Annotated in this window: 20 protein-coding genes; 12 read left to right on the forward strand and 8 right to left on the reverse strand. The window is 61.6% G+C overall.

Annotation, left to right across the window (positions count from 1 at the left end; translation table 11 throughout):
- The first annotated feature begins 12 nt into the window (after positions 1 to 12).
- Positions 13 to 435 (forward strand): HIT family protein, encoded by a 423-nt coding sequence (locus LQK84_RS00690; protein ID WP_230826687.1) that lies wholly within the window; start codon positions 13 to 15, stop codon positions 433 to 435.
- Between the two features lie 7 nt (positions 436 to 442).
- On the opposite strand, the gene LQK84_RS00695 is transcribed toward LQK84_RS00690, so the two are convergent.
- From LQK84_RS00695 to LQK84_RS00720, 6 genes are all read right to left on the reverse strand, one after another.
- The gene (locus LQK84_RS00695; RefSeq protein WP_230826688.1) at positions 443 to 784 is read right to left on the reverse strand and encodes an AzlD domain-containing protein; all 342 of its coding nucleotides are present in this window, start codon (positions 782 to 784) and stop codon (positions 443 to 445) included.
- Positions 781 to 1,509 carry an AzlC family ABC transporter permease gene (locus LQK84_RS00700; RefSeq protein WP_230826689.1) on the reverse strand — a complete coding sequence of 243 codons (729 nt, stop codon included), beginning with the start codon at positions 1,507 to 1,509 and terminating at the stop codon, positions 781 to 783. The genes LQK84_RS00695 and LQK84_RS00700 overlap by 4 nt, the downstream gene beginning before the upstream one ends.
- 76 nt (positions 1,510 to 1,585) lie before the next feature.
- Entirely contained in the window at positions 1,586 to 3,994 is a 2,409-nt protein-coding gene (clpA, locus tag LQK84_RS00705; protein WP_230826690.1) for an ATP-dependent Clp protease ATP-binding subunit ClpA, read from the reverse strand.
- Positions 3,995 to 4,003: 9 nt separating this feature from the next.
- Positions 4,004 to 4,360: an ATP-dependent Clp protease adapter ClpS gene (gene clpS / locus LQK84_RS00710; protein ID WP_230827262.1), complete on the reverse strand. Its 357-nt coding sequence runs from the start codon at positions 4,358 to 4,360 to the stop codon at positions 4,004 to 4,006.
- 288 nt (positions 4,361 to 4,648) lie between these two features.
- Positions 4,649 to 5,005: a phasin family protein gene (locus LQK84_RS00715; protein ID WP_230826691.1), complete on the reverse strand. Its 357-nt coding sequence runs from the start codon at positions 5,003 to 5,005 to the stop codon at positions 4,649 to 4,651.
- Positions 5,006 to 5,193: 188 nt separating this feature from the next.
- Positions 5,194 to 5,397 carry a DUF3126 family protein gene (locus tag LQK84_RS00720; protein WP_109857746.1) on the reverse strand — a complete coding sequence of 68 codons (204 nt, stop codon included), beginning with the start codon at positions 5,395 to 5,397 and terminating at the stop codon, positions 5,194 to 5,196.
- Between the two features lie 260 nt (positions 5,398 to 5,657).
- Between LQK84_RS00720 and LQK84_RS00725 the strand changes: the two genes are divergently transcribed.
- The 6 genes from LQK84_RS00725 (at position 5,658) to LQK84_RS00750 (ending at position 13,321) form a co-directional block, all read left to right on the forward strand.
- Complete coding sequence (locus LQK84_RS00725; RefSeq protein ID WP_230826692.1) at positions 5,658 to 7,589, forward strand: putative bifunctional diguanylate cyclase/phosphodiesterase; 1,932 nt, start codon at positions 5,658 to 5,660, stop codon at positions 7,587 to 7,589.
- Positions 7,590 to 7,837: 248 nt separating this feature from the next.
- Positions 7,838 to 9,730 (forward strand): SurA N-terminal domain-containing protein, encoded by a 1,893-nt coding sequence (locus tag LQK84_RS00730; protein ID WP_230826693.1) that lies wholly within the window; start codon positions 7,838 to 7,840, stop codon positions 9,728 to 9,730.
- 27 nt (positions 9,731 to 9,757) lie between these two features.
- Positions 9,758 to 10,774 (forward strand): anthranilate phosphoribosyltransferase, encoded by a 1,017-nt coding sequence (gene trpD / locus LQK84_RS00735; RefSeq protein WP_230826694.1) that lies wholly within the window; start codon positions 9,758 to 9,760, stop codon positions 10,772 to 10,774.
- Positions 10,775 to 10,795: 21 nt separating this feature from the next.
- Positions 10,796 to 11,611: an indole-3-glycerol phosphate synthase TrpC gene (gene trpC / locus LQK84_RS00740; RefSeq protein WP_230826695.1), complete on the forward strand. Its 816-nt coding sequence runs from the start codon at positions 10,796 to 10,798 to the stop codon at positions 11,609 to 11,611.
- The gene (gene moaC, locus LQK84_RS00745; RefSeq protein WP_230826696.1) at positions 11,608 to 12,117 is read left to right on the forward strand and encodes a cyclic pyranopterin monophosphate synthase MoaC; all 510 of its coding nucleotides are present in this window, start codon (positions 11,608 to 11,610) and stop codon (positions 12,115 to 12,117) included. The genes trpC and moaC overlap by 4 nt, the downstream gene beginning before the upstream one ends.
- A complete protein-coding gene (locus LQK84_RS00750; protein ID WP_230826697.1) occupies positions 12,098 to 13,321 on the forward strand; it encodes a molybdopterin molybdotransferase MoeA in 1,224 nt (407 codons plus the stop codon). The genes moaC and LQK84_RS00750 overlap by 20 nt, the downstream gene beginning before the upstream one ends.
- A 13-nt stretch (positions 13,322 to 13,334) precedes the next feature.
- Here the strand turns inward: LQK84_RS00750 and LQK84_RS00755 are convergent, their stop codons facing one another.
- Positions 13,335 to 14,813, reverse strand: coding sequence for an NAD(P)H-hydrate dehydratase (locus tag LQK84_RS00755; protein ID WP_230826698.1), 1,479 nt, complete (start codon positions 14,811 to 14,813; stop codon positions 13,335 to 13,337).
- 332 nt (positions 14,814 to 15,145) lie between these two features.
- Here LQK84_RS00755 and LQK84_RS00760 point away from each other — a divergent pair, with 332 nt between their 5' ends.
- The 4 genes from LQK84_RS00760 (at position 15,146) to dprA (ending at position 18,857) form a co-directional block, all read left to right on the forward strand.
- Positions 15,146 to 15,484, forward strand: a complete 339-nt coding sequence (locus tag LQK84_RS00760) for a P-II family nitrogen regulator (protein ID WP_112627428.1) — start codon at positions 15,146 to 15,148, stop codon at positions 15,482 to 15,484.
- 72 nt (positions 15,485 to 15,556) lie between these two features.
- The gene (gene glnA / locus LQK84_RS00765) at positions 15,557 to 16,966 is read left to right on the forward strand and encodes a type I glutamate--ammonia ligase (protein ID WP_230826699.1); all 1,410 of its coding nucleotides are present in this window, start codon (positions 15,557 to 15,559) and stop codon (positions 16,964 to 16,966) included.
- A 144-nt stretch (positions 16,967 to 17,110) separates the two neighbouring features.
- Positions 17,111 to 17,704, forward strand: a complete 594-nt coding sequence (gene plsY, locus LQK84_RS00770; protein WP_230826700.1) for a glycerol-3-phosphate 1-O-acyltransferase PlsY — start codon at positions 17,111 to 17,113, stop codon at positions 17,702 to 17,704.
- A gap of 13 nt (positions 17,705 to 17,717) precedes the next feature.
- Positions 17,718 to 18,857, forward strand: a complete 1,140-nt coding sequence (dprA, locus tag LQK84_RS00775) for a DNA-processing protein DprA (RefSeq protein ID WP_230826701.1) — start codon at positions 17,718 to 17,720, stop codon at positions 18,855 to 18,857.
- On the opposite strand, the gene LQK84_RS00780 is transcribed toward dprA, so the two are convergent.
- The gene (locus LQK84_RS00780; protein ID WP_230826702.1) at positions 18,841 to 19,065 is read right to left on the reverse strand and encodes a hypothetical protein; all 225 of its coding nucleotides are present in this window, start codon (positions 19,063 to 19,065) and stop codon (positions 18,841 to 18,843) included. The genes dprA and LQK84_RS00780 overlap by 17 nt on opposite strands.
- A gap of 266 nt (positions 19,066 to 19,331) precedes the next feature.
- Between LQK84_RS00780 and topA the strand changes: the two genes are divergently transcribed.
- Entirely contained in the window at positions 19,332 to 22,013 is a 2,682-nt protein-coding gene (topA, locus tag LQK84_RS00785) for a type I DNA topoisomerase (RefSeq protein WP_230827263.1), read from the forward strand.
- The last annotated feature ends 3 nt before the right edge of the window (positions 22,014 to 22,016 follow it).

A 22,016-nucleotide genomic window follows, 5' to 3' on the forward strand; every position in this document is an offset into this window, starting at 1 on the left:
GGGAGACATGACATGTCCGCGACCTATGACGACAACAACATCTTCGCCAAGATCCTGCGCGGCGAAATTCCGGCCTTCAAGGTCTATGAGGATGCCGACACGCTCGCCTTCATGGACGTGATGCCGCAATCGCCCGGCCACACGCTGGTCATCCCGAAGGCACCGTCGCGCAACCTGCTCGATGCCGATCCGGCTGTGCTGTCGAAGACGATCCCGGTCGTGCAGAAGATTGCCGTGGCCGCCAAGAAGGCCTTTGCCGCCGACGGTATCCAGATCGTGCAGTTCAATGAGCCGGCTTCGGGCCAGACCGTCTACCATCTGCATTTCCACATCATCCCGCGCTTCGAAGGCATGGCGATGAAGCCGCATAGCGGCAAGATGGAGGATATGGAGATCCTGAAGGCGAATGCCGAAAAGCTGAAGGCGGCGCTCTGAGCCGCTTTCAGATCCCCAGAAGATGAAGGCCGATGGCCAATACAGCCAGCGCAACGGCAATGCCGGCGAGCATGTTCTTCTTGAGCAAAAGGAAGACGGCGAAGCCGGCGGCAGCCGCCCCGATGCGTAGCGTTACCGGCGTGCCGGCCAGAACGCCGCCGGGATAGAGAACCTGGCTGGCGATGACGCCGGCGACCAGTGCCGTCGCGACGGAGCGGACCCAGACCAGCGCCTCGCTCTCCTCGGAAAGCTGCTTGCCTCCGAAGACACCGAGCCAGCGCCAGATATCGGTGCCGAGCGTACCGGCAATCAGGATGAAAACGAAGACGCCGATGTCCTGTGCGGTCATGACGCGCGCCTCCGTCTGGAGCGGTCGATGACATAGGCGAACGTGCCGGCAACAAGGCCTGTGACCAGCATGTCGATCTGCGGCGCGACATAGTGCGACGCCGGCGCGATGATCACGCCGAGCGCCAGCGCCCAATAGATCACAGGCTGACGGGCCGATTCCCAGATCGACATGACGAAATACATCGGCGTCAGGAAATAGAGCGTGCCGGCGGCAATCGGCGGCAGCTGCGAGACAACGCCATAAAGGCCGAAGACGATGGCCGTGTTGACGAGCGTCAGCGTGATGCCGAGACCGGCGAAGAAGGCCAGCCTTCCTTCACGCGGAATGTCCTGCACCTTTTTCAGCGTATAGACCCAGGCGGTGATCGCAACAAAATGCGAGAGAAAGATGAGGAGCGCCGAGGAGGTCTTCTTCTCACGGATTTCCGGAACCAGTGCGGCCACCATCGGCGTCATGCGGATCGAGGCGAGGCTGACGGCCAGAAAGGCCGCAAGCACGCCCATGCCGGACGAAATCGCGCCGACGACGATCATCTGCGAGGGCAGCGCCCAGACGAAGAAGGTGAGAAACGCCGCCTCCCCACGCGTCAGGCCCGATTGAAACGCCAGCGCGGTGAAGCCGACAAAGGCCGACATGAGGATGAAGCCGGGAAGCGAAAAGAGCCCCTTCATGCCCTGGACAAACCAGTAGCGGCGGGACTGCTCGGGGAGCATGTCCGTCATCGTTCACTCATGTCAGGAAATCCGGGGATGGCAAGGCGGGAACGACGCGGCCATGGAGGCCGCGTCGCATATCAGATCAGACGGGCGCGTTCTTCTTCGCACGCGAGGCCTTGGGCTTGGCCGGGGACTTGATGGCGGCCTTGGCGGCAGCCTCTTCCTCGGCTTCCGGCTTCGGCTCGATCTTGGCGCCTTCCGGGATGAAGTCGAGCTTCAGCTCGTCCCCATCGACGGAAACGCGGACCACGCCGCCCTTCTTGAGCCTGCCGAAGAGGATTTCATCGGCGAGCTTCTTCTTGATGTTTTCCTGGATGACGCGCGACAGCGGGCGGGCACCCATCTTGTCGTCGTAGCCCTTCTTGGCCAGCCAGTCGGTCGCTTCGTCGGTGAGTTCGAAGGTCACGTTGCGTTCCGAGAGCTGCGCCTCGAGCTGCATCACGAACTTCTGGACCACCTGATGGATGACCTGCGGCGGCAGCGGCGCGAACTGGATCGTCGCGTCGAGACGGTTGCGGAATTCCGGCGTGAACAGGCGGTTCATCGCCTCGACATCCTCGTCCGTCCGCTTCGAAGATCCGAAGCCGATGGCCGACTTTGCCATTTCAGCCGCGCCCGCATTGGTCGTCATGATCAGGATGACATTGCGGAAGTCGATCTTCTTGCCGTTGTGGTCGGTCAGCGAACCGTGGTCCATGACCTGTAGCAGAATGTTGAAGATATCCGGATGCGCCTTCTCGATTTCGTCAAGCAGCAGCACGCAATGCGGATGCTGGTCGACGCCATCGGTCAGCAGACCGCCCTGGTCGAAGCCGACATAGCCGGGAGGTGCGCCAAGCAGGCGCGACACGGTATGCCGTTCCATATATTCCGACATGTCGAAGCGCAGCAGTTCGACGCCGAGCGACGAGGCCAGCTGCTTGGCAACTTCCGTCTTGCCGACGCCCGTGGGACCCGCAAAGACATAGCAGCCGATCGGCTTGTTCGGCTCGCGCAGGCCGGCACGCGCCAGCTTGATCGCCGACGACAGCGCGTCGATGGCATTGTCCTGACCGTAGACGACCGAGCGCAGTTCCTTGTCGAGATTGGCGAGAACCATCTCGTCGTCCTTCGACACGGTCTTGGGCGGGATGCGGGCCATGGTGGCGATCGTTGCCTCGATCTCCTTGTCTGTGATCGTCTTGCGGCGACGCGAGGCAGGCAGCAGCATCTGTGCGGCACCGGCCTCATCGATCACGTCGATCGCCTTGTCCGGCAACTTGCGGTCGGAGATGTAGCGGGCCGAAAGCTCGACCGCCGCCTTGATGGCGTCGTTCGTGTATTTCAGCTTGTGGTAATCTTCGAAATAGGGCTTGAGGCCCTTCATGATGTCGATGGCATCATCGATGGACGGCTCGTTGACGTCGATTTTCTGGAAGCGACGGACGAGCGCGCGGTCCTTTTCGAAGAACTGGCGATATTCCTTGTAGGTGGTCGAGCCGATGCAGCGGATCGCGCCGGAGGAGAGCGCCGGCTTCAGGAGGTTCGATGCATCCATCGCGCCGCCGGACGTGGCTCCCGCCCCGATCACGGTGTGGATTTCATCGATGAAGAGGATAGCGCCGGGATAGTCTTCCAGCTCCTTGACGACCTGCTTCAGGCGCTCTTCGAAATCGCCGCGATAGCGGGTGCCGGCGAGAAGCGTACCCATGTCGAGCGAGAAGATCGTCGCGTTTTCAAGCGCTTCCGGAACCTTCTTCTCTACGATGCGCTTGGCGAGACCTTCCGCGATCGCCGTCTTGCCCACGCCCGGATCGCCCACATAAAGCGGGTTGTTCTTGGAACGGCGGCAGAGAATCTGGATCGTGCGGTTGACCTCGTCGTGACGGCCGATCAGCGGGTCGATCTTGCCGACCTTGGCCTTCTCGTTGAGGTTGACGCAATAGGCCTTCAGGGCATCCTGCTTCTTCTTGCCCTCGCCTTCCTCATGCTCGTTGCTGCCGCGCTGGGCAGTCGGGCCGTTCTCGGTTTCCTCGGTCACGCCACGCGGGGCGCGGACTTCGCTTGAGCCCGGACGCTTGCCGATGCCGTGCGAGATATAGTTGACCGCGTCGTAGCGGGTCATTTCCTGCTCCTGCAGGAAGAAGGCGGCGTGGCTTTCGCGCTCGGCGAAAATGGCGACAAGCACGTTTGCCCCCGTCACTTCCTCGCGACCCGAGGACTGGACGTGGATGACTGCGCGCTGAATGACACGCTGGAAACCCGAGGTCGGCTTGGAATCCTCCTCGTAGCCGGTGACCAGGCTGCCGAGTTCGGTATCGATATAGTCGATGACGGTCTTGCGCAGCGCGTCGAGATCGACATTGCAAGCGCCCATGACGGCGGCGGCATCCGTATCCTCGATCAGCGCGAGAAGCAGATGCTCCAGCGTTGCATATTCATGATGGCGCTCGTTGGCAAACGTGAGGGCCTGATGGAGCGCTTTTTCCAGACTTGGCGAAAATGTCGGCACGATTTTCCCTCACTTCTTTTCCATGACACATTGCAGCGGATGCTGGTGTTGCCGGGCGAAATCCATCACCTGCGTCACCTTTGTCTCCGCCACCTCGTAGGTGAAAATTCCGCACTCGCCGACGCCATGGTTATGGACATGCAGCATGATGCGGGTCGCGGCCTCCCGATCCTTCTGGAAGAAACGCTCCAGAATGTGGATCACAAATTCCATCGGGGTATAATCGTCGTTGAGAAGCAGGACGCGATAGAGGCTGGGGCGCTTTGTCTTCGGCTTGGTTCGTGTGATCACGGCGGTGCCGCGATTGCTGCCCGTCCTGTTGTCATCATCATTTTCAGCCTGCATTTGGACCGGCATGACGATCATTTCCAGATAAACTCCTTCGGCATTTCCATTCTTTCGGCCGGCTGTGTACACGCGCCCGGCCGGGGAGGCCAAGTTCCTATCTAAGTGCGCCGTCGTGCTATTTTAAGGCCTTCCGGCCGGTCCGCAACGGGAAATGATGGCCGAGGCGGGCAAGCCCCTACATTTCTTCGTGAGAGAGACGCCGATTGCGCGAAACAGAACGCGCTATCCTGGCCGAAAAAACAAAAACCGGCCCACAAGGGAGCCGGTTTCCAAAACTCTTTCAAGACGCCTGTGAGGCGTCGGGTATCAGGCAGCTTCGTTGAACTGCGGAGCCTGGACGTTCGCCTTGTTCAGGGCGCTCTGGTACGGAGCATAGGCGGTCTTTGCGACTTCAGCGTAGAGTTCGCCGATCTTCGTGGCTTCGGCGACCATCTTGTCGAAGGAAGCCTTGACGAAGGAGGTCTGCAGCTCGACGGCGGCTTCGATGCTCTTCACGCCTGCAAGCTTTTCAACGTGAGCCACGCTGTCCTCGAAGGACTTCTTGGAGAAATCCGCCGCTTCAGTCGCAATCGCCTGGAAACCCTTGGTGACGGCCGAATAGTTCTTCAGCATCGTGTCCATGGCTTCCTTGCTCTTGTGGCTGGCTTCATCAAAATTGAACATTGCTTCACCCTTGAGTTCGAGAAGAGGCCGCATCTTTATATGCAGCGCACAAAAAAGTCAACCCAAGAGAGCTCCCGCACAAAGAGGACGCGCGAGGATAAATATATCAAATTTATGAATTTATTCGCTTTTGGCAATTGCTGCGGCGCGAACAGAACGAACGCGCCACAGGAGGCTTCGGCAGGGTCTCAGAGATCGATATCGAGAATGGCCATCGAGAAATTATAGGACAGTTCGCCCTCTTCCTCGTCCTTGTAGATCACGCCGAGAAACTCGTCCTCGAGATAGACTTCGGCGGAATCGTCCTTGCGCGGGCGCGCCTTCACGACGAGGGCCGGATTGAGATTGCGCTTCAGATAGGCCTCGAGCTTGCGGATTTCTTCCGGTTTCACGACTTTATCCTTATTGATGTCTGGGGATCGGGATGGCCGGCTTTTGGCATACCGGACGCAAGGCTGTAAACCCCGGGCCGGTACAGATCGTTCCCAACGGGCGAACAATCACCCTTTGCACAATCTGGGCACACACTCTATTAATCCATTCTTATTACTGACTCACTATGTTTAATAGCCATTGATGAACGGCGGGCGGTTTATTGTCGGACGCGAGCAGATTTGAAAAAGCGATGAAGGTGGCGCAGGCGAAGTCGGCCTTGTCCGGCTTGTTTCTGTCGCTTGCCATGAACAGCTTCATCGCCATTTCGCTGGCCGCCCTTCTCGTGATCGACAGGCCCAGCCGGCCGGTGCTTTACTGGCTCGTGGCCGTGCTGGTGATCAATGCGGTGCGCTTCGCCTATGTCATCGGCATTCGCCGGCGCGAAACGCTGAAGCGAAATCCCCAGCTGGTCCTGAACTTCCTGGCGCTTGGCGCGCTGATGAGCGGCATCTGCTGGTCGATCGTTCCGATTGCGCTGTCCAATATCGCCGACAGCCACGACAGCTATGTCATCTTCATCATCACCGGGATCACGGCTGGCACGCTGATCCAGGATGCCGCCTACGCGATTGCAGCACTTGCATTCCTGACGCCACCGCTGTTTGCGCTCGACACGATCATGCTGTTTTCGGGAACGTCGACGGGCTTCCTCATCGGTGCGAACGCGGTGGTCCTGACGGTCATCATCGTCCGTAACACGTTCGAGGCCGAACGACAGTTTCTTGCCCGCACGCGCAGCGCACTCGAAGCGCGAGCTCTGGCGAAATCGCTCTACAATGCCAACGCGCATATCGTGGATTCGAACAAGCAACTCGAAGTGCTCGCCCGGCAGGACGCCCTCACCGGACTATCCAATCGCGCCTCTTTCAATGAAGCCCTAAATGCCCGGCTTTCCGAACTGAGCGGCACGGACGAACTCGCCCTCGTGCTCTTCGACCTCGACCGCTTCAAGGCCGTCAACGACACCTATGGTCACCGTGCCGGCGACAAGCTGCTTCTGGCCTTCACGCGCAAGCTGAGAACCCTCTCCGGCCCCGAGGATCTTCTTGCGCGCCTGGGCGGCGACGAGTTCGCGGCCGTCATTTCCGGTACCGGAGCAACCGAGCGCTCGCGCATCTTCGCGACCCGGGTCGTCGAAGGCTTTCGCGATCCGATCATCGAGGGCGGTCTGCAGACGCGAAGCGGTGCCAGCGCCGGCGTCTCCTTTGCACCGGAACATGCACGCGAACCCGACGGTCTCTTTGCTGCCGCGGACATGGCGCTCTACGACGCCAAGGAGCGTGGCCGACGTCTCGTTTCGGTCTTCAACAGCACGCTGCGCGAACGCCTGAACCGGCAGCGCCTCATCGAGGCAACACTGCCGGCGGCGATTGCCAATGGCGACGTGCGCGCCGTCTTCCAGCCGCAGGTCTCGCTGATCAATGGCGACGTCATCGGTTTCGAGACCCTGATGCGCTGGTACGATCCGGTTCTCGGCCACGTCAATCCGCAGGAAATCGGGGAAGTCGCGGCCAATGCGCATATGGGCCACCATGTGACGCGCTTCATGCTGACGAAGGCCTGCGAATTCCTGCGCGCCATCGGTGATGCCGGGCGCCTCGACATCCCGGTTGCCGTCAACATTTCGCCGCGCGAATTCGCCAACGTCTCGCCTGCCGACATGTTCATCGAGGTCGCAGCCGAATACAATATCGATCCCGACCGGATCGAGATCGAAATCACGGAAGAGACGCTGTTCGACACCAAGAGCTCAAACCACCAGCTCGTCCGCCTCAAGAAGGCAGGCTTCAAGATCGCGGTGGACGACTTCGGCATGGGGCACTCGTCGCTCTCCTATCTCATCGACATGCGGATCGACCGCCTGAAGATCGACCGCAACTTCATCACCGGCATTGCGCACAACAAGCACAATCAGGCGCTGGTGACCGCCCTCCTCACCCTCGGCAATGCGCTCGACCTTGCGATTCTCGTGGAAGGCGTGGAAACCCGCGAAGAAGCGGAAAAGCTCATCGAGCTCGGCTGTGATCAGGCCCAGGGCTTCCTGTTCTCCAAGGCATTGACCCCGTCCGACGCCGCGCTCTGGCTTGCCCAGCGCGAGCTGATCGGCAAGGATGTCATCAAGCTCGGCTCCAGCAAGCGCATCGCCTGAACATACTGGTCCGCACCGGTTTCAGCCGGGAGCGACCGGTTTTCTTTGGAACCATGCCAGGAGATGTTCTCCTTGAGATCATGCTTCTGCTCCCGGTTTTGACCCCGACCTTATCGCAAAACTACCGCGCACTTTTCCCTGACACGCTTTAAAGGCTTCACGTTGCCTTGCTTTTCTTTTATGGAACACGCAAAAAACCGTTCATGTCGGGTCAGTCGGCCCGGATCAATGCGAGGACACCTTCGTCAATGCTCGATCTCCTGAGGCGCGGCGCGCAAACCTGGGTCGCCAAAATCTTCTTCGTGCTACTGGTCGGCTCGTTCGGCGTGTGGGGTGTTTCCCGTTCGCTCGTCGCCAGCACGCCGGACGCCGTCATTACGGTGGGCGACCAGAAGGTCGGGATGCATGAATATCGTCTGGCCTATGAACGGCAGATCTCCGGCATCTCGCGCCAGATCGGCCAGCGGATCACGCCCGAGCAGGCGCGTGCGTTCGGCATCGAACAGCAGGTCTTCGGGCAGCTCGCTGCCGGTGCTGCACTCGATCAGCTTTCCATCAAGATGAAGCTCGGTCTTTCCGAGGCGCGTCTCGCCGAAGAAATCGCCAAGGAGCCGGCTTTCCGTGCTGCCAACGGCAAGTTCGACCGCCAGGTCTTTGCCGCAACGCTGCGCAATGCAGGCTTCACCGAAGCGGACTATATCCAGAGCCAGACGAAGGTTGCGATCCGCAGCCAGCTCGTCGACGCCATTGCCGATGGCTTCAAGGCACCCAAGACGCTGACGGACGCAATGGCGCAGTATCGTTCGCAGACGCGTGACATCAAGTATGTACTTCTGTCCTCGTCGAATGTCGAAGCCGTCAAGCCGCCGGCAGATGACGTGCTCTCCAAGTGGTATGACGAGCACAAGGCGGCCTATCGCGCGCCCGAATACCGCAAGTTCACCTACATGAAGCTCGAGCCCGCCGACATTCAGGACGCGGCTGCGATCTCGGATGCCGACATCAAGGCGGACTACGAGAAGAACAAGAGCCGCTACCTGACGCCGGGCTCGCGGTCGATCGAACTGCTCCCCTTCCCGGACAAGGCCGCCGCCGACAAGGCGGACCAGCGTCTGAAATCGGGCGAGATCACTTTCGACAAGTTCATCGAGGAGACCGGCCGTAAGCCTGCTGACGTCATGCTCGGCAATTTCGAGAAGTCCAAGGTTCCGGATCCGAAGATCGCCGAAGCAGCCTTTGCCATTCCCGCCGATGGCGGCGTCAGCGGTGTTGTCGAGGGCGCGTTCGGCCCGGTCATCCTGCGCGTCACAAACATCAAGCCCGACAGCCAGAGCTCGCTGGATCAGGTCAAGGACAAGATCCGTCGCGAAATCGCCCTCGCGCAGGCCGCACAGGACATCATGAATGTCCGCGACCGCTACGAAGACCTGCGCGCATCGGGCGCGTCGCTTGAAGAAGCTGCCAAGCAGCTAAAGCTCAGCTCCATGACGGTCGAGGCCGTTGATGCGACAGGCAAGGACATGAAGGGCGAGCCCGTCAAGGACCTTCCTGCCCAGCAGAAGCTTCTGGGCGAGGTCTTCAAGACCGAACAGGGCGTCGACGCGTTGCCGATCAGCATCGGCCAGGACGGCTATGTCTGGTTCGACGTGAAGGATGTCATCGCCGCCCGCGACCGCAAGCTGGATGAGGTTCGCGATCGCGTTCTCGCCGACTGGACGACCGAGCAGACGCAGAAGGAAGTCGATGCGAAGGCAGAGGCGATCCTGAAGGACATCAAGGGCGGCAAGGCGCTTGCCGAGGTTGCGGCAGGTCTTGGCGTGAATGTCGAGGAAAAGACGGGCATCAAGCGCAACGCCGAGGATGCCGTTCTCAGCCCGCAGGCAATTGCCGCAGCATTCGGTGGCGCCGAAGGTCATGCCGATGCAGCATGGACGGCGGACAAGAGCGAGAAGATCATTCTGCAGGTCACGGCAACCGGCACGGACACGAATGTCGATCCGCTCGCTGGCGACAACCGCCAGATCGAGCAGCTCGCCAATTCTGCCGGCGACGACATGCTCGACGAAATGGTCACCAAGCTGCAGGGCCAGTACGGCGTCTCGATCAACCAGACGCTCGCCCAGCAGGCGGTCACGCGATAAGGCGGCTTGCGAGCCGGGGGAGTTTTCATGCCTGACTTGAAGCAGCACATCGCAAAGGTCGCGGCCGGCGAAAGCCTGAATGTCGAGGAGGCGCGGGACGCCTTCTCGATCATCATGAGCGGCGAAGCCACGCTGGCGCAGATCGGGGGCTTCCTGATGGCGCTTCGCGTTCGCGGCGAGACCGTGCCGGAGATTGCCGGCGCCGTCGGCGTCATGCGCGAGAAGATGCTTCGGGTTGATGCCCCGGCCAATGCCGTCGATATCGTCGGCACCGGCGGCGACGGGATGAAGACCTACAACATCTCGACGCTCGCATCGCTGATCGTGGCGGGTACGGGCGTGCCCGTTGCCAAGCACGGGAACCGGGCCCTTTCCTCGAAGTCTGGCGCCGCCGATGCCTTGACGGCGCTTGGCGTGAAACTGGATATCGGGCCGCAGGAAATATCGGCCTGCATTCGCGAGGCCGGCATCGGCTTCATGTTTGCGCAGCTCCATCATTCGGCGATGCGCCATGTTGGCCCTGCCCGCGCCGAACTCGGCACGCGCACGATCTTCAACATTCTAGGACCGCTTGCAAACCCGGCTGGCGTCAAGCGGCAGCTGGTCGGCGTCTTCTCGCCGCAATGGCTGCATCCTATCGCAGAGACGCTGCGTGAACTCGGCTCGGAAAGCGTCTGGGTCGTGCATGGCAGCGGGCTTGACGAAGTGACGACAACCGGGACGACGGATGTCGTGGCCCTGGAAGACGGCAAGATCCGCGCCTTCAAACTCACCCCGGCCGATTTCGGTCTGGAGACGGCGACGCTCGATGACATTCGCGGTGGCGATGGCGAAGAGAATGCGAGGGCTCTGCGTGCCGTTCTCGATGGCGAGAAGAACGCCTATCGGGATATTGCGCTCGCCAATGCGGCTGCGTCCCTGGTGGTGGCGGGTGTTGCCGCAGACATCAAGACCGGCATGACGATCGCCATCGAATCGCTCGAAAGCGGCGCTACCGCTGGCGCGCTCGACACGCTGATTGCCGTGTCGAATTCCGCCGAATAAGCGAATGGGCAGGAGCCTCCCGTGACTGATATCCTGAAAAAGATCGAAGCCTACAAGCGCGAGGAAATCGCCGCTGCAAAGGCTGCCGTTCCGCTCGCAGAACTGAAAGCCCGGGCAGCCGACCAAGCGGCGCCACGCGGTTTTGCAAAAGCTCTGAAGGCGAAACAGGACGCAGGTGTTTTCGGCCTGATCGCCGAGATCAAGAAGGCAAGCCCCTCGAAGGGGCTCATCCGTCCCGATTTCGATCCGCCGGCTCTGGCCGCAGCCTATGAAGCCGGCGGCGCAGCCTGCCTGTCCGTGCTGACCGACACGCCCAGCTTTCAGGGTGCACCGGAATTTCTGACGGAAGCCCGCAAGGCCTGCTCGCTTCCCGCCCTGCGCAAGGATTTCATGTTCGAGACCTATCAGGTCCATGAAGCACGCGCCTGGGGTGCGGATGCCATTCTTCTCATCATGGCGAGCCTCTCCGACGACGAAGCCCGCCGGCTCGAAGACGAAGCCTTTTCGCTCGGTATGGATGTTCTGGTCGAGGTGCATGACGAAGAGGAAACGGAACGGGCGCTCAAGCTCACCTCGCCGCTCCTCGGCATCAACAACCGCAACCTGAGAACCTTCGAAGTCAGTCTCAACGTCAGCGAGCGGCTTGCAAAGATGGTGCCTGCCGACAAGCTTCTCGTCGGCGAAAGCGGCATTTTCACCCACGACGACTGCCAGCGCCTGAAGGCGAGCGGCATTTCGACCTTCCTCGTTGGCGAAAGCCTGATGCGGCAGGCGGACGTGGCTGCGGCAACGCGCCTGCTGCTCACCGGTCAGGCAACAAGCGTTGCAGCCGAATGACGGACGGGCTGACCCATATCAACGAAAAGGGCGACGCCCACATGGTCGATGTGGGTGCCAAGGCTGAGACAGAGCGGACGGCGAGTGCCGAGGGCTTCATTCGCATGAAGCCGGAGACGCTGGCGCTCATTCGCTCCGGCTCGGCCAAGAAAGGCGACGTGCTTGCGACCGCACGCATCGCCGGCATCATGGCCGCCAAGCAGACCTCGAACCTCATTCCCCTGTGCCATCCGCTGATGCTGACAAAGGTCACGGTGGAGATCGAGGAAGTGCCGACGCTGCCCGGCTATCGCGTCGTGACGACGGCGAAGCTGACCGGCAAGACGGGCGTGGAGATGGAAGCGCTGACAGCGTGTTCTGTCGCCTGTCTCACGATCTATGACATGGCCAAGGCCGCCGAAAAGGGCATGGAAATCGGCCCCATCCGCCTGCTGGCGAAGTCTGGCGGCAAGTCCGGCGATTATTCGTATGAGGGCGGAGCGGGCGATGACATTGTTGCCGGTTGATACGGCGCTCGCCCGGCTGCTCGCGCTCGCCAAGCCCATTTCCGAGAGCGAAACGCTGCCGCTTGACGCCTGCGCCGGCCGCGTTCTCGCCTCGGATCTGACAGCCCGGCTCACCCAGCCGCCCTTCGACTCCTCCGCCATGGACGGTTACGCGATCCGCGCCGCGGACGCGCGTGCCGATGTGCGGCTCACGCTGATCGGCGAATCCGCCGCGGGCCATGCCTTCGACGGTGTTGTCGGACCGGGAGAAACGGTGCGCATCTTCACCGGCGCGCCGGTGCCGGAAGGCGCCGATGCGGTCCTCCTGCAGGAAGACGCCATTCGCCATGAGGATGGTACGATCGGGATGAGCTTCTTTCCCGAACCACGCCGGCATATCCGGCCGCGGGGTCAGGATTTCCGCGAAGGTGAAACGATCCTGAAGACCGGCGCCGTGATGACGCCATCGCGCCTCATGGTCGCTGCGGCGATGGACCATGCTGAACTCTCGGTCAGGCGGCACACCCGGGTCGGCCTGCTCGCCACGGGCGACGAACTGGTGCGGCCCGGCGAGCCGCGCGCGGCAAGCCAGATCATCGCGTCGAACACGTTTGCGGTTGCAGCCCTTGCACGCGACTGCGGCGCCGACATAACCGATCTCGGTATTGCCCGCGACACGATGGAAGATCTTGCCGCGCGGATCGCCGCGGCGCGCGCCGCACGGCTCGACGTTCTCGTCACGCTCGGCGGAGCCTCCGTCGGCGACCATGACCTCGTGCAGAAGGCGCTCAAGGACGCCGGCATGCAGCTGGATTTCTGGCAGATCGCCATGCGCCCCGGAAAGCCGCTGATGGTCGGCTCGCTCGGCGACATGGTCGTCATCGGCCTGCCCGGCAATCCGGTTTCGAGCCTGGTCTGCAGCCTGCTGTTCCTGGAGCCGGTCCTGGCGAAACTCGCAGGTCTGGCAGCGCCAAAGCGCGAGGCCGATGTGATCGTGGCCAGGGCGCTCGGCGAAAACGACAAGCGGCGCGACCACCTGCGCGCCACGCTCGACCGCAACGAACAGGGGCGGCTTGTCGCGACACCGTTCGACAAGCAGGATTCCTCGATGATGAACGTGCTGGCGCAGGCCGGCTGCCTCATCATCCGGGAACCCTTTGCGCCGCCGCTGGCCGCCGGAGAAACGGCGCGCGCGATCGTCCTTCGCGATCCTGAAACAGCCTGATTGTCTCTGCCGCTCAGACGGTCTCCGGGACCGCCTGCGGGATGACCTCGACAAGCGTCTCGGCCGTCAGCCCCCTGCCCGCAATCTGTCCGGCCCGGCCATGGATCCAGACGGCCGCACAGGCCGCCTCGAAGGCAGGCGCTCCATGGGCCAGCATGGCGGCCGAGATGCCGGCCAACACGTCGCCGGAACCGGCGGTCGCCAGATCGGCAGGCGCATTGGTGTTGATGACGGCACGACCGTCGGGTGCCGCAACGACCGTATCCGAGCCCTTGTAGACGATCACGGCCCCTGAGCGTGCGGCGGCCTTGCGCGCCCGCTCGACCTTCGAGCCGCCGGCAGAGGCAAGATCCGGGAACAGCCTGCCGAATTCCCCCTCGTGTGGCGTCATGACGACGGTCGCGCCTTCCGCGCGAATGGCCTCGAACAGCGACTTCGGCTCGCTGGCAAAGGCCGTCAGCGCGTCGGCGTCGAGAACGGTCGGCTTTGTGAGAAGCGAGAGCGCCAGTTCGCGCAGCGAGGCACTGACGCCATAGCCGGGACCGACCACGAAAGCGCTGACGCGATGGTCGCTGAGCATGGCGCGGATGGCGCGACCGTCCGCCTCGCGCAGCATGACTGCGTTGAGATGCGCGGCGTTGACGGCAAGCGCATCGGGTGGAGACACCAGCGTCACCGCACCGGCGCCTGCCTTGAGGGCCGCCATGGCGGAAAGCCGCGCGGCCCCGGAACTCGTTGGCCCGCCCGAGAAGACGGCAACGTGGCCACGGGCATATTTGTGGCTGTCGGCCGTCGGCCCGGCCAGCGCTGCGGAGAAAAGTTCCGGGCCGTTTTCCCAGAGCCTGCCTGCACGCGCCGCAACCAGGCGCATCGGGATGCCAATGTGGCAGACGTGAAGGGTGCCGCAGAGTTCCCGTCCCGGCAGAAGAAGATGACCCGGCTTCCGCGCCATGAACGTGACGGTATGCTGAGCAGCAAAGGAAGCGCCGCGGATCTCGCCCGTTTCGCCGTCGAGACCCGACGGGACATCGGCGGCGATGACCGGGAGCCTCAACCGGGCGCTTTCAGCAATGACCCTGGCCACGTCGTCCGGAACGTCCCGGCTGAGGCCGGCACCGAAGATCGCGTCGACGATCACATCTTGTGCTCTGGGCGCGTAAGCTGAAAGCGGCTTCACCTCGCCCTCGAATGCCGCCCGGGCAAGTGCCGCATCGCCTTTCAGGCCTTCGACCCCGAGGCCGTAGACAGCGACGTTAGCGCCGGAACGCGCAAGTGCGGCGGCCGCGACATAGCCATCGCCGCCATTGTTGCCGGGACCGCACAGGACCGCGAAACGGAGGGTTTGCGGATACTGAGCGAGCGCCAGAGCAGCAACCGCCTCGCCTGCATTCTGCATGAGCCGAAACGAGTCGATGCCGGACGCCGCTGCGTCCGCATCCACCTCGCCCATTTCACGCGGACCGATGAGAATTCGTTCAAATTCTTGCGTCATCCCGTTCCCCGTTTCCCGAAAAGGCGTTTCCGCGACCAATTTTTGGGCGTTTTTTGTGCATTTGATTAACGAATGCGCATGTATCAGGCATGTCTCGTTCGGCAATCGGACCTGTGTCAGAGGGCTCTGCTACCATGCATCGCAATTTCGCGGAGAATTCTCCGAATGCCACTGGCCTTTTAAGCCGATTTGGGTGAAAACTCTTTATGACCAGTCGGATATCAACCGAATTTTGCCGCAACATCAGGCAATTGGCACGATATCTGCATTGATTGGGGCGCGGGGCGAATATTCGCCTCACGTCAACGGGAGAAGCGGAGAAGTATTTTCTCATGAAAAAGATCGAAGCGATCATCAAGCCCTTCAAGCTCGACGAAGTGAAGGAAGCGCTGCAGGAAGTTGGTCTGCAGGGTATTACTGTGACGGAAGCCAAGGGCTTTGGCCGTCAGAAGGGCCATACTGAACTCTATCGCGGCGCCGAATATGTCGTCGACTTCCTCCCCAAGGTGAAGGTCGAAGTGGTGCTTGCGGACGAGAATGCGGAAACCGTCATCGAGACGATCCGCAAGGCGGCGCAGACCGGCCGTATCGGCGACGGAAAGATCTTCGTGTCCAATATCGAGGAAGTCATCCGTATCCGTACCGGTGAGACGGGCCTCGACGCCATCTGACCCTGCCCCGGAAACGGGTCGGGACATTAGGGACTGGAAACACCTGTCGTCATCAAAAAGGGATAAACTCAAATGGCGAAATCGAAAGATATTCTGAAGCAGATCAAGGACAACGACGTGAAGTTCGTTGACCTCCGCTTCACGGATCCCAAGGGCAAGCTGCAGCATGTGACCATGGACGTAACCTGCGTCGATGAAGACATGTTTGCCGACGGCGTCATGTTCGACGGTTCGTCGATCGGCGGCTGGAAGGCCATCAACGAGTCCGACATGGTGCTCATGCCCGATGCGGAAACGGCTCATGTGGACCCGTTCTTCGCGCAGTCGACCATGGCCATCGTCTGCGACATTCTCGACCCGGTTTCCGGCGAGCCCTATAACCGCGACCCGCGCGGCACCGCCAAGAAGGCCGAAGCCTATCTCAAGGCCTCCGGCATCGGCGACACGATCTTCGTCGGTCCTGAGCCTGAATTCTTCGTCTTCGACGACGTGAAGTACAAGGCTGACCCGTACAACACGGGCTTCAAGCTGGACTCGTCGGAACTGCCGTCCAACGACGACACCGACTACGAGACCGGCAACCTTGGCCACCGTCCGCGCGTCAAGGGCGGCTATTTCCCGGTTCCGCCGGTCGACAGCCTGCAGGACATGCGCTCCGAAATGCTGACGATCCTGACCGAAATGGGCGTGGTCGTTGAAAAGCATCACCACGAAGTCGCTGCCGCCCAGCATGAGCTTGGCGTGAAGTTCGACACGCTGGTGCGCAACGCCGACAAGATGCAGATCTACAAGTATGTCGTGCACCAGGTCGCCAACGCTTACGGCAAGACGGCAACCTTCATGCCGAAGCCGATCTTCGGCGACAACGGCTCGGGCATGCACGTTCACCAGTCGATCTGGAAGGACGGCAAGCCGACCTTCGCGGGCGACGAATATGCCGGCCTGTCGGAATCGTGCCTCTACTATATCGGCGGCATCATCAAGCATGCCAAGGCGATCAATGCCTTCACCAACCCGACGACGAACTCCTACAAGCGTCTCGTTCCGGGTTATGAAGCGCCGGTGCTGCTCGCCTATTCGGCTCGCAACCGTTCGGCGTCTTGCCGCATTCCGTTCGGCTCCTCGCCGAAGGCCAAGCGCGTGGAAGTTCGCTTCCCCGACCCGGCACAGAACCCCTATCTCGGCTTTGCTGCCATGCTGATGGCCGGCCTCGACGGCATCAAGAACAAGATCCATCCCGGCAAGGCCATGGACAAGGATCTTTACGACCTGCCGCCGAAGGAACTGAAGAAGATCCCGACGGTTTGCGGTTCGCTGCGCGAAGCACTCGAAAGCCTCGACAAGGATCGCAAGTTCCTGACCGCCGGCGGCGTGTTCGACGACGACCAGATCGATGCCTTCATCGAACTGAAGATGGTCGAAGTGATGCGTTTCGAAATGACGCCGCATCCGGTCGAATTCGACATGTACTATTCGATCTGATCTTCCGATCATCGAAGAAATCAAGAAAAGCGGGGGAGCAATCCTCCGCTTTTTTGCTTGTCCGCCCGCATCCCGCTTTCGGTGCGGAGCGGATGGCGCTATGACCGATCCCAACTCTTTCATTGACTGGTGCTCGCCGTGGACATGCTCACACCTCCCATCCTTCTCTCCGTGGTTTTCGGCTATCTGCTTGGCTCGATCCCGTTCGGCCTGATCCTCACCCGCGCGGCCGGGCTCGGCGACGTGCGCAAGATCGGCTCCGGCAATATCGGCGCAACGAACGTGCTGCGCACCGGCAACAAGAAGCTGGCCGCCGCGACGTTGCTGCTCGACGCGCTGAAGGCGACGGTTGCGGCGGTCGTGGCCGCCCATTTCATCTCGCTTGAGGCCGGCATTGCGGCCGGCTTTGCCGCCTTCATCGGCCATCTCTATCCGGTCTGGCTCAAGTTCAAGGGCGGCAAGGGTGTTGCGACCTATATCGGCGTGCTGCTCGGCCTTGCACCGCTGATGGTTATCGTCTTCGCCGTCCTGTGGCTGGGCTGCGCGAAGATCACCCGCTACTCCTCACTTTCCGCATTGGTTGCAACATTGCTGGTTCCGGTTGTAGAGTGGTTCGCGGGGGATCACAGGATTGCCGTCGCGCTTGCCGTGATGACGGTGATTACCTGGATCAAGCACAAGGCAAATATCGAGCGTCTTCTCGCCGGCACGGAAAGCAGGATCGGCCAGAAGGGATAAACGGGACGGACATATGGCGGAGCGCGCTGCGAAGGGCATCAGACTGACCGACAAGCAGCGCATCGCCTGGCTTCGGCTCATCCGCTCCGACAATGTCGGCCCCGTCACCTTCCGCGACCTTATCAACCATTTCGGGACAGCGGAAACGGCACTTGCCATGCTGCCGGAATTGTCCGCGCGTGGCGGATCATCGCGCGCCATTCGGGTTGCCAGCGAACAGGACGCGATTGCTGAGCTTGAAGCCGCCCGCCGGCATGGTGCTCAATTCATCGGCATCGGCGAGCCGGACTATCCGGCGGCACTGCGCCAGATCGACGGGGCACCGCCGCTTCTTGCGGTCAAGGGCGACCTTGCAGCCTTCCATGCACCCGCGCTCGGCATTGTCGGTTCGCGCAACGCCTCCGTGGCCGGCGCAAAGTTTGCGGCGATGATTGCCAGCGAAGCGGGTCGGGCCGGCTTCTCGGTGATTTCAGGCCTCGCACGCGGGATCGATACGGCCGCGCATCGGGCGAGCCTGTCGACCGGAACCATTGCCGCGCTGGCCGGCGGCATCGATCGCCCCTACCCGCCTGAAAACCTGCCGCTTTACGAGGCGATCTGCGACGGCGGCGGGCTGGTCGTCAGCGAGATGCCCTTCGGCTGGGAAGCCCGGGCGCGTGACTTTCCCAGAAGAAACCGGCTGATTGCCGGCATCTCTCTCGGTACGGTCGTGATAGAGGCCGCGTCGCGTTCGGGTTCCCTCATTACGGCCGCGCGGGCCGCGGATTTCGGCAGGCTCGTCTTTGCTGTTCCGGGCTCCCCGCTCGATCCGCGCTGCCACGGGACGAACCAGTTGCTGAAGGACGGGGCGACCATTGTCACGACGCCGGAAGATGTCATCGAGGCACTGAGGCCACTTGTGGAGACGGACCTCTTCTCCGCCGCCGATGCCAGGGAGCCGGATCCCGAGCAGCCATTGGAAAGCTATGAGCCGCCGGACGATGACGACCGCTTTCGGATCGTCAATGCTCTCGGCCCGACGCCGGCAGAGATCGATGACATTGTCCGCCACACGGGCCTTTCGCCGCAGGCGGTCTATCTTGTGCTCCTGGAACTGGACCTTGCCGGCCGCCTCGTACGCCACAAGGGTGGCCTGGTCAGCCTTGACTATTGAGCGCCCGCTCGGGACGCGGGCTGAGTCGGCTGCGGCCTGACTGTATGTCGCCAGCCTCCACATAGGCCATTTCGATCAGATAGCAGAGCAGATCAGCCCCCTCGCTTTTGGCGACGAGCCGCAGCTCTCCCAGCATTTGCCTCAGATAGGCGATGTTTTCCTTTGTCTTCCCGGCGTCGGTTCCACTATTTCGATGGATCGAATTCATGTCCTACGCTCTCTTTTCCCATAAAAATGCATTGGCATTCGTGCGGCGTCCCTTGAAGCGCAAGCATAGTGAAATAATCTATAATTGCAACATTCATTGCAACCATTGATGGTTGCATACGGTTTAGTGGCCGCGAAATTTGGGCTCGCCCCCTTGACCGCAGCGAATTCCCTGTCCATGTCGGGGTGTAAAATTGCGACCTCAAATGCGTCCGCCCCTTTTTGCGTGTTCCCGCGCTAGAGCCCCGAGCGGATCTGGATAGTATGATGAATGTAGTCGTGGTGGAATCGCCTGCGAAGGCCAAGACGATCAACAAGTATCTCGGCCCCGGCTACAAGGTGCTCGCCTCGTTCGGCCATGTCCGCGATCTGCCGGCCAAGGATGGCTCGGTGCTTCCCGATCAGGATTTCGAAATGTCCTGGGAGGTGGATGCCGCTTCCGCCAAGCGCGTCAAGGATATTGCCGACGCCCTGAAGGATGCCGACGGCCTCATTCTCGCAACCGACCCGGATCGCGAAGGGGAAGCCATTTCCTGGCATGTGCTGGATCTTCTGAAGAAGAGAAAGGTGATCGGCTCCAAGACGGTGAAGCGCGTTGTCTTCAACGCCATCACCAAGAAGGCCGTTCTCGATGCCATGGCGCAGCCGCGCGACATCGATATTCCGCTGGTGGACGCCTATCTCGCCCGCCGCGCGCTCGACTATCTCGTCGGCTTCAACCTGTCGCCGGTTCTGTGGCGCAAGCTGCCCGGCGCGCGTTCGGCCGGCCGCGTGCAGTCGGTGGCGCTGCGTCTCGTCTGCGATCGCGAGTCCGAGATCGAGCGCTTCGTTTCGGAAGAATACTGGAACCTCTCGGCCATCCTGAAGACGCCGCGCGGCGACGAATTCGAAGCGCGCCTTGTATCGGCAGACGGCAAGCGTTTGCAGAACAAGTCGATCGGCAATGGCGAACAGGCCAATGACCTGAAGGGTCTGCTCGAAGGCGCGGCCTATGCGGTCGAGTCGGTCGAGGCCAAGCCGGTCAAGCGCAATCCCGGCCCGCCCTTCACCACCTCGACGCTGCAGCAGGCCGCCTCCTCCCGCCTCGGCTTCTCGGCCTCGCGCACCATGCAGATCGCGCAGCGGCTCTATGAAGGTATCGACCTTGGCGGCGAGACCGTCGGTCTGATCACCTATATGCGTACGGACGGCGTGCAGATGGCGCCGGAAGCGATCGACGCGGCGCGTGCAGCCATCGTCGATCAGTTCGGCCCGCGCTACTGCCCGGAAAAGCCGCGCTTCTATTCCACCAAGGCGAAGAATGCCCAGGAAGCGCACGAAGCGATCCGTCCCACGGATTTCTCGCGTTCGCCTGACAAGGTGCGCCGCTTCCTTGATCACGACCAGCTGCGCCTTTATGAACTGATCTGGAAGCGCGGTATCGCGAGCCAGATGGCGGGCGCCGAAATCGAGCGCACCACGGTTGAAATCCTTGCCGACAATTCCGGCCGCAAGGCGGGTCTCCGCGCCGTTGGCTCTGTCATCCGTTTCGACGGCTTCATTGCCGCCTATACCGACCAGCGCGAGGAAAACGAGCCGGCGGAAGATGGCGAGGACGATGGCCGCCTGCCGGAGATCAATGCCCGCGAAAAGCTCGGCAAGCAGAAGGTGAATGCGTCGCAGCACTTCACCGAACCGCCGCCGCGCTATTCGGAAGCCTCGCTGATCAAGAAGATGGAAGAGCTCGGCATCGGCCGACCCTCCACCTATGCCGCGACGATCGCCACGCTGCGCGACCGCGAATATGTGACCATCGACAAGCGCAAGCTGATCCCGGATGCCAAGGGCCGTCTTGTCACGGCGTTCCTCGAAAACTTCTTCGCCAAATATGTCGAATATGATTTCACCGCCGATCTGGAAGAAAAGCTCGACAAGATCTCGGCAGGCGAACTCGACTGGAAGAAGGTTCTCCGCGAATTCTGGAACGACTTCTTCGCGCAGATCGAGGATACGAAGGAACTGCGCGTTACCAACGTGCTCGACGCGCTGAACGAGGCGCTGGCTCCTCTCGTCTTCCCGAAGCGCGAGGACGGGTCCGATCCGCGCATATGCCAGGTCTGCGGCACGGGCAACCTGTCGCTGAAGCTCGGCAAATATGGCGCTTTCGTCGGTTGCTCGAACTATCCGGAATGCAACTTCACGCGCCAGCTTTCCGCCGACGCCAATGCCGAGGACGGGGGTGCTGCCGATGGTCCGACGGTGCTGGGCACCGATCCGGAAACCGGCGAGGAAGTGTCGCTGCGCTCCGGTCGCTTCGGGCCCTACGTCCAGCGCGGCGATGGCAAGGAAGCCAAGCGCGCCAGCCTGCCGAAGGGCTGGAAGCCGGATACGACGACGCTGGAACGCGCCATGTCGCTGCTGTCGCTGCCGCGCGAAGTGGGCGTTCATCCGGAAACCGGCAAGGTGATTTCCGCGAGCATAGGCCGCTATGGGCCGTTCCTGCTGCATGACGGCGCCTATGCGAACCTCGAATCCGTCGAAGATGTCTTCACGGTCGGCCTCAATCGCGCGGTCACGCTTATTGCCGAAAAGCAGGCGCGTGGCGGCAAGCCGGCGCGTGCCGGTGCCACGGCGCTGAAGGATCTGGGCGAGCATCCGAGCGGCGGTGCGATGACCGTCCGCGAGGGCCGTTACGGACCCTACGTCAACTGGGGCAAGGTCAATGCGACGCTGCCGCGGGGCAAGGATCCGCAATCGGTGACGGTCGAGGAGGCCCTGGCGCTGATCACGGAAAAGGCCGGCAAGATGCCTGCGCCGAAGGCCAAGGGCACGCGCGCAGCGAAGTCGACCAAGACCGCGAAGGCGGCTGCCGACAAGCCGGCAGCGGCAAAGACAACCAAGGCGAAAGCGCCTGCCAAGGCGAAGGCTCCGGCAAAACCAAAGGCAGCGCCGAAAGCCAAGAAGGACTGATCC

It is taken from the genome of Rhizobium sp. C4, from assembly GCF_021026315.1.
Classification (GTDB): domain Bacteria; phylum Pseudomonadota; class Alphaproteobacteria; order Rhizobiales; family Rhizobiaceae; genus Ensifer_A.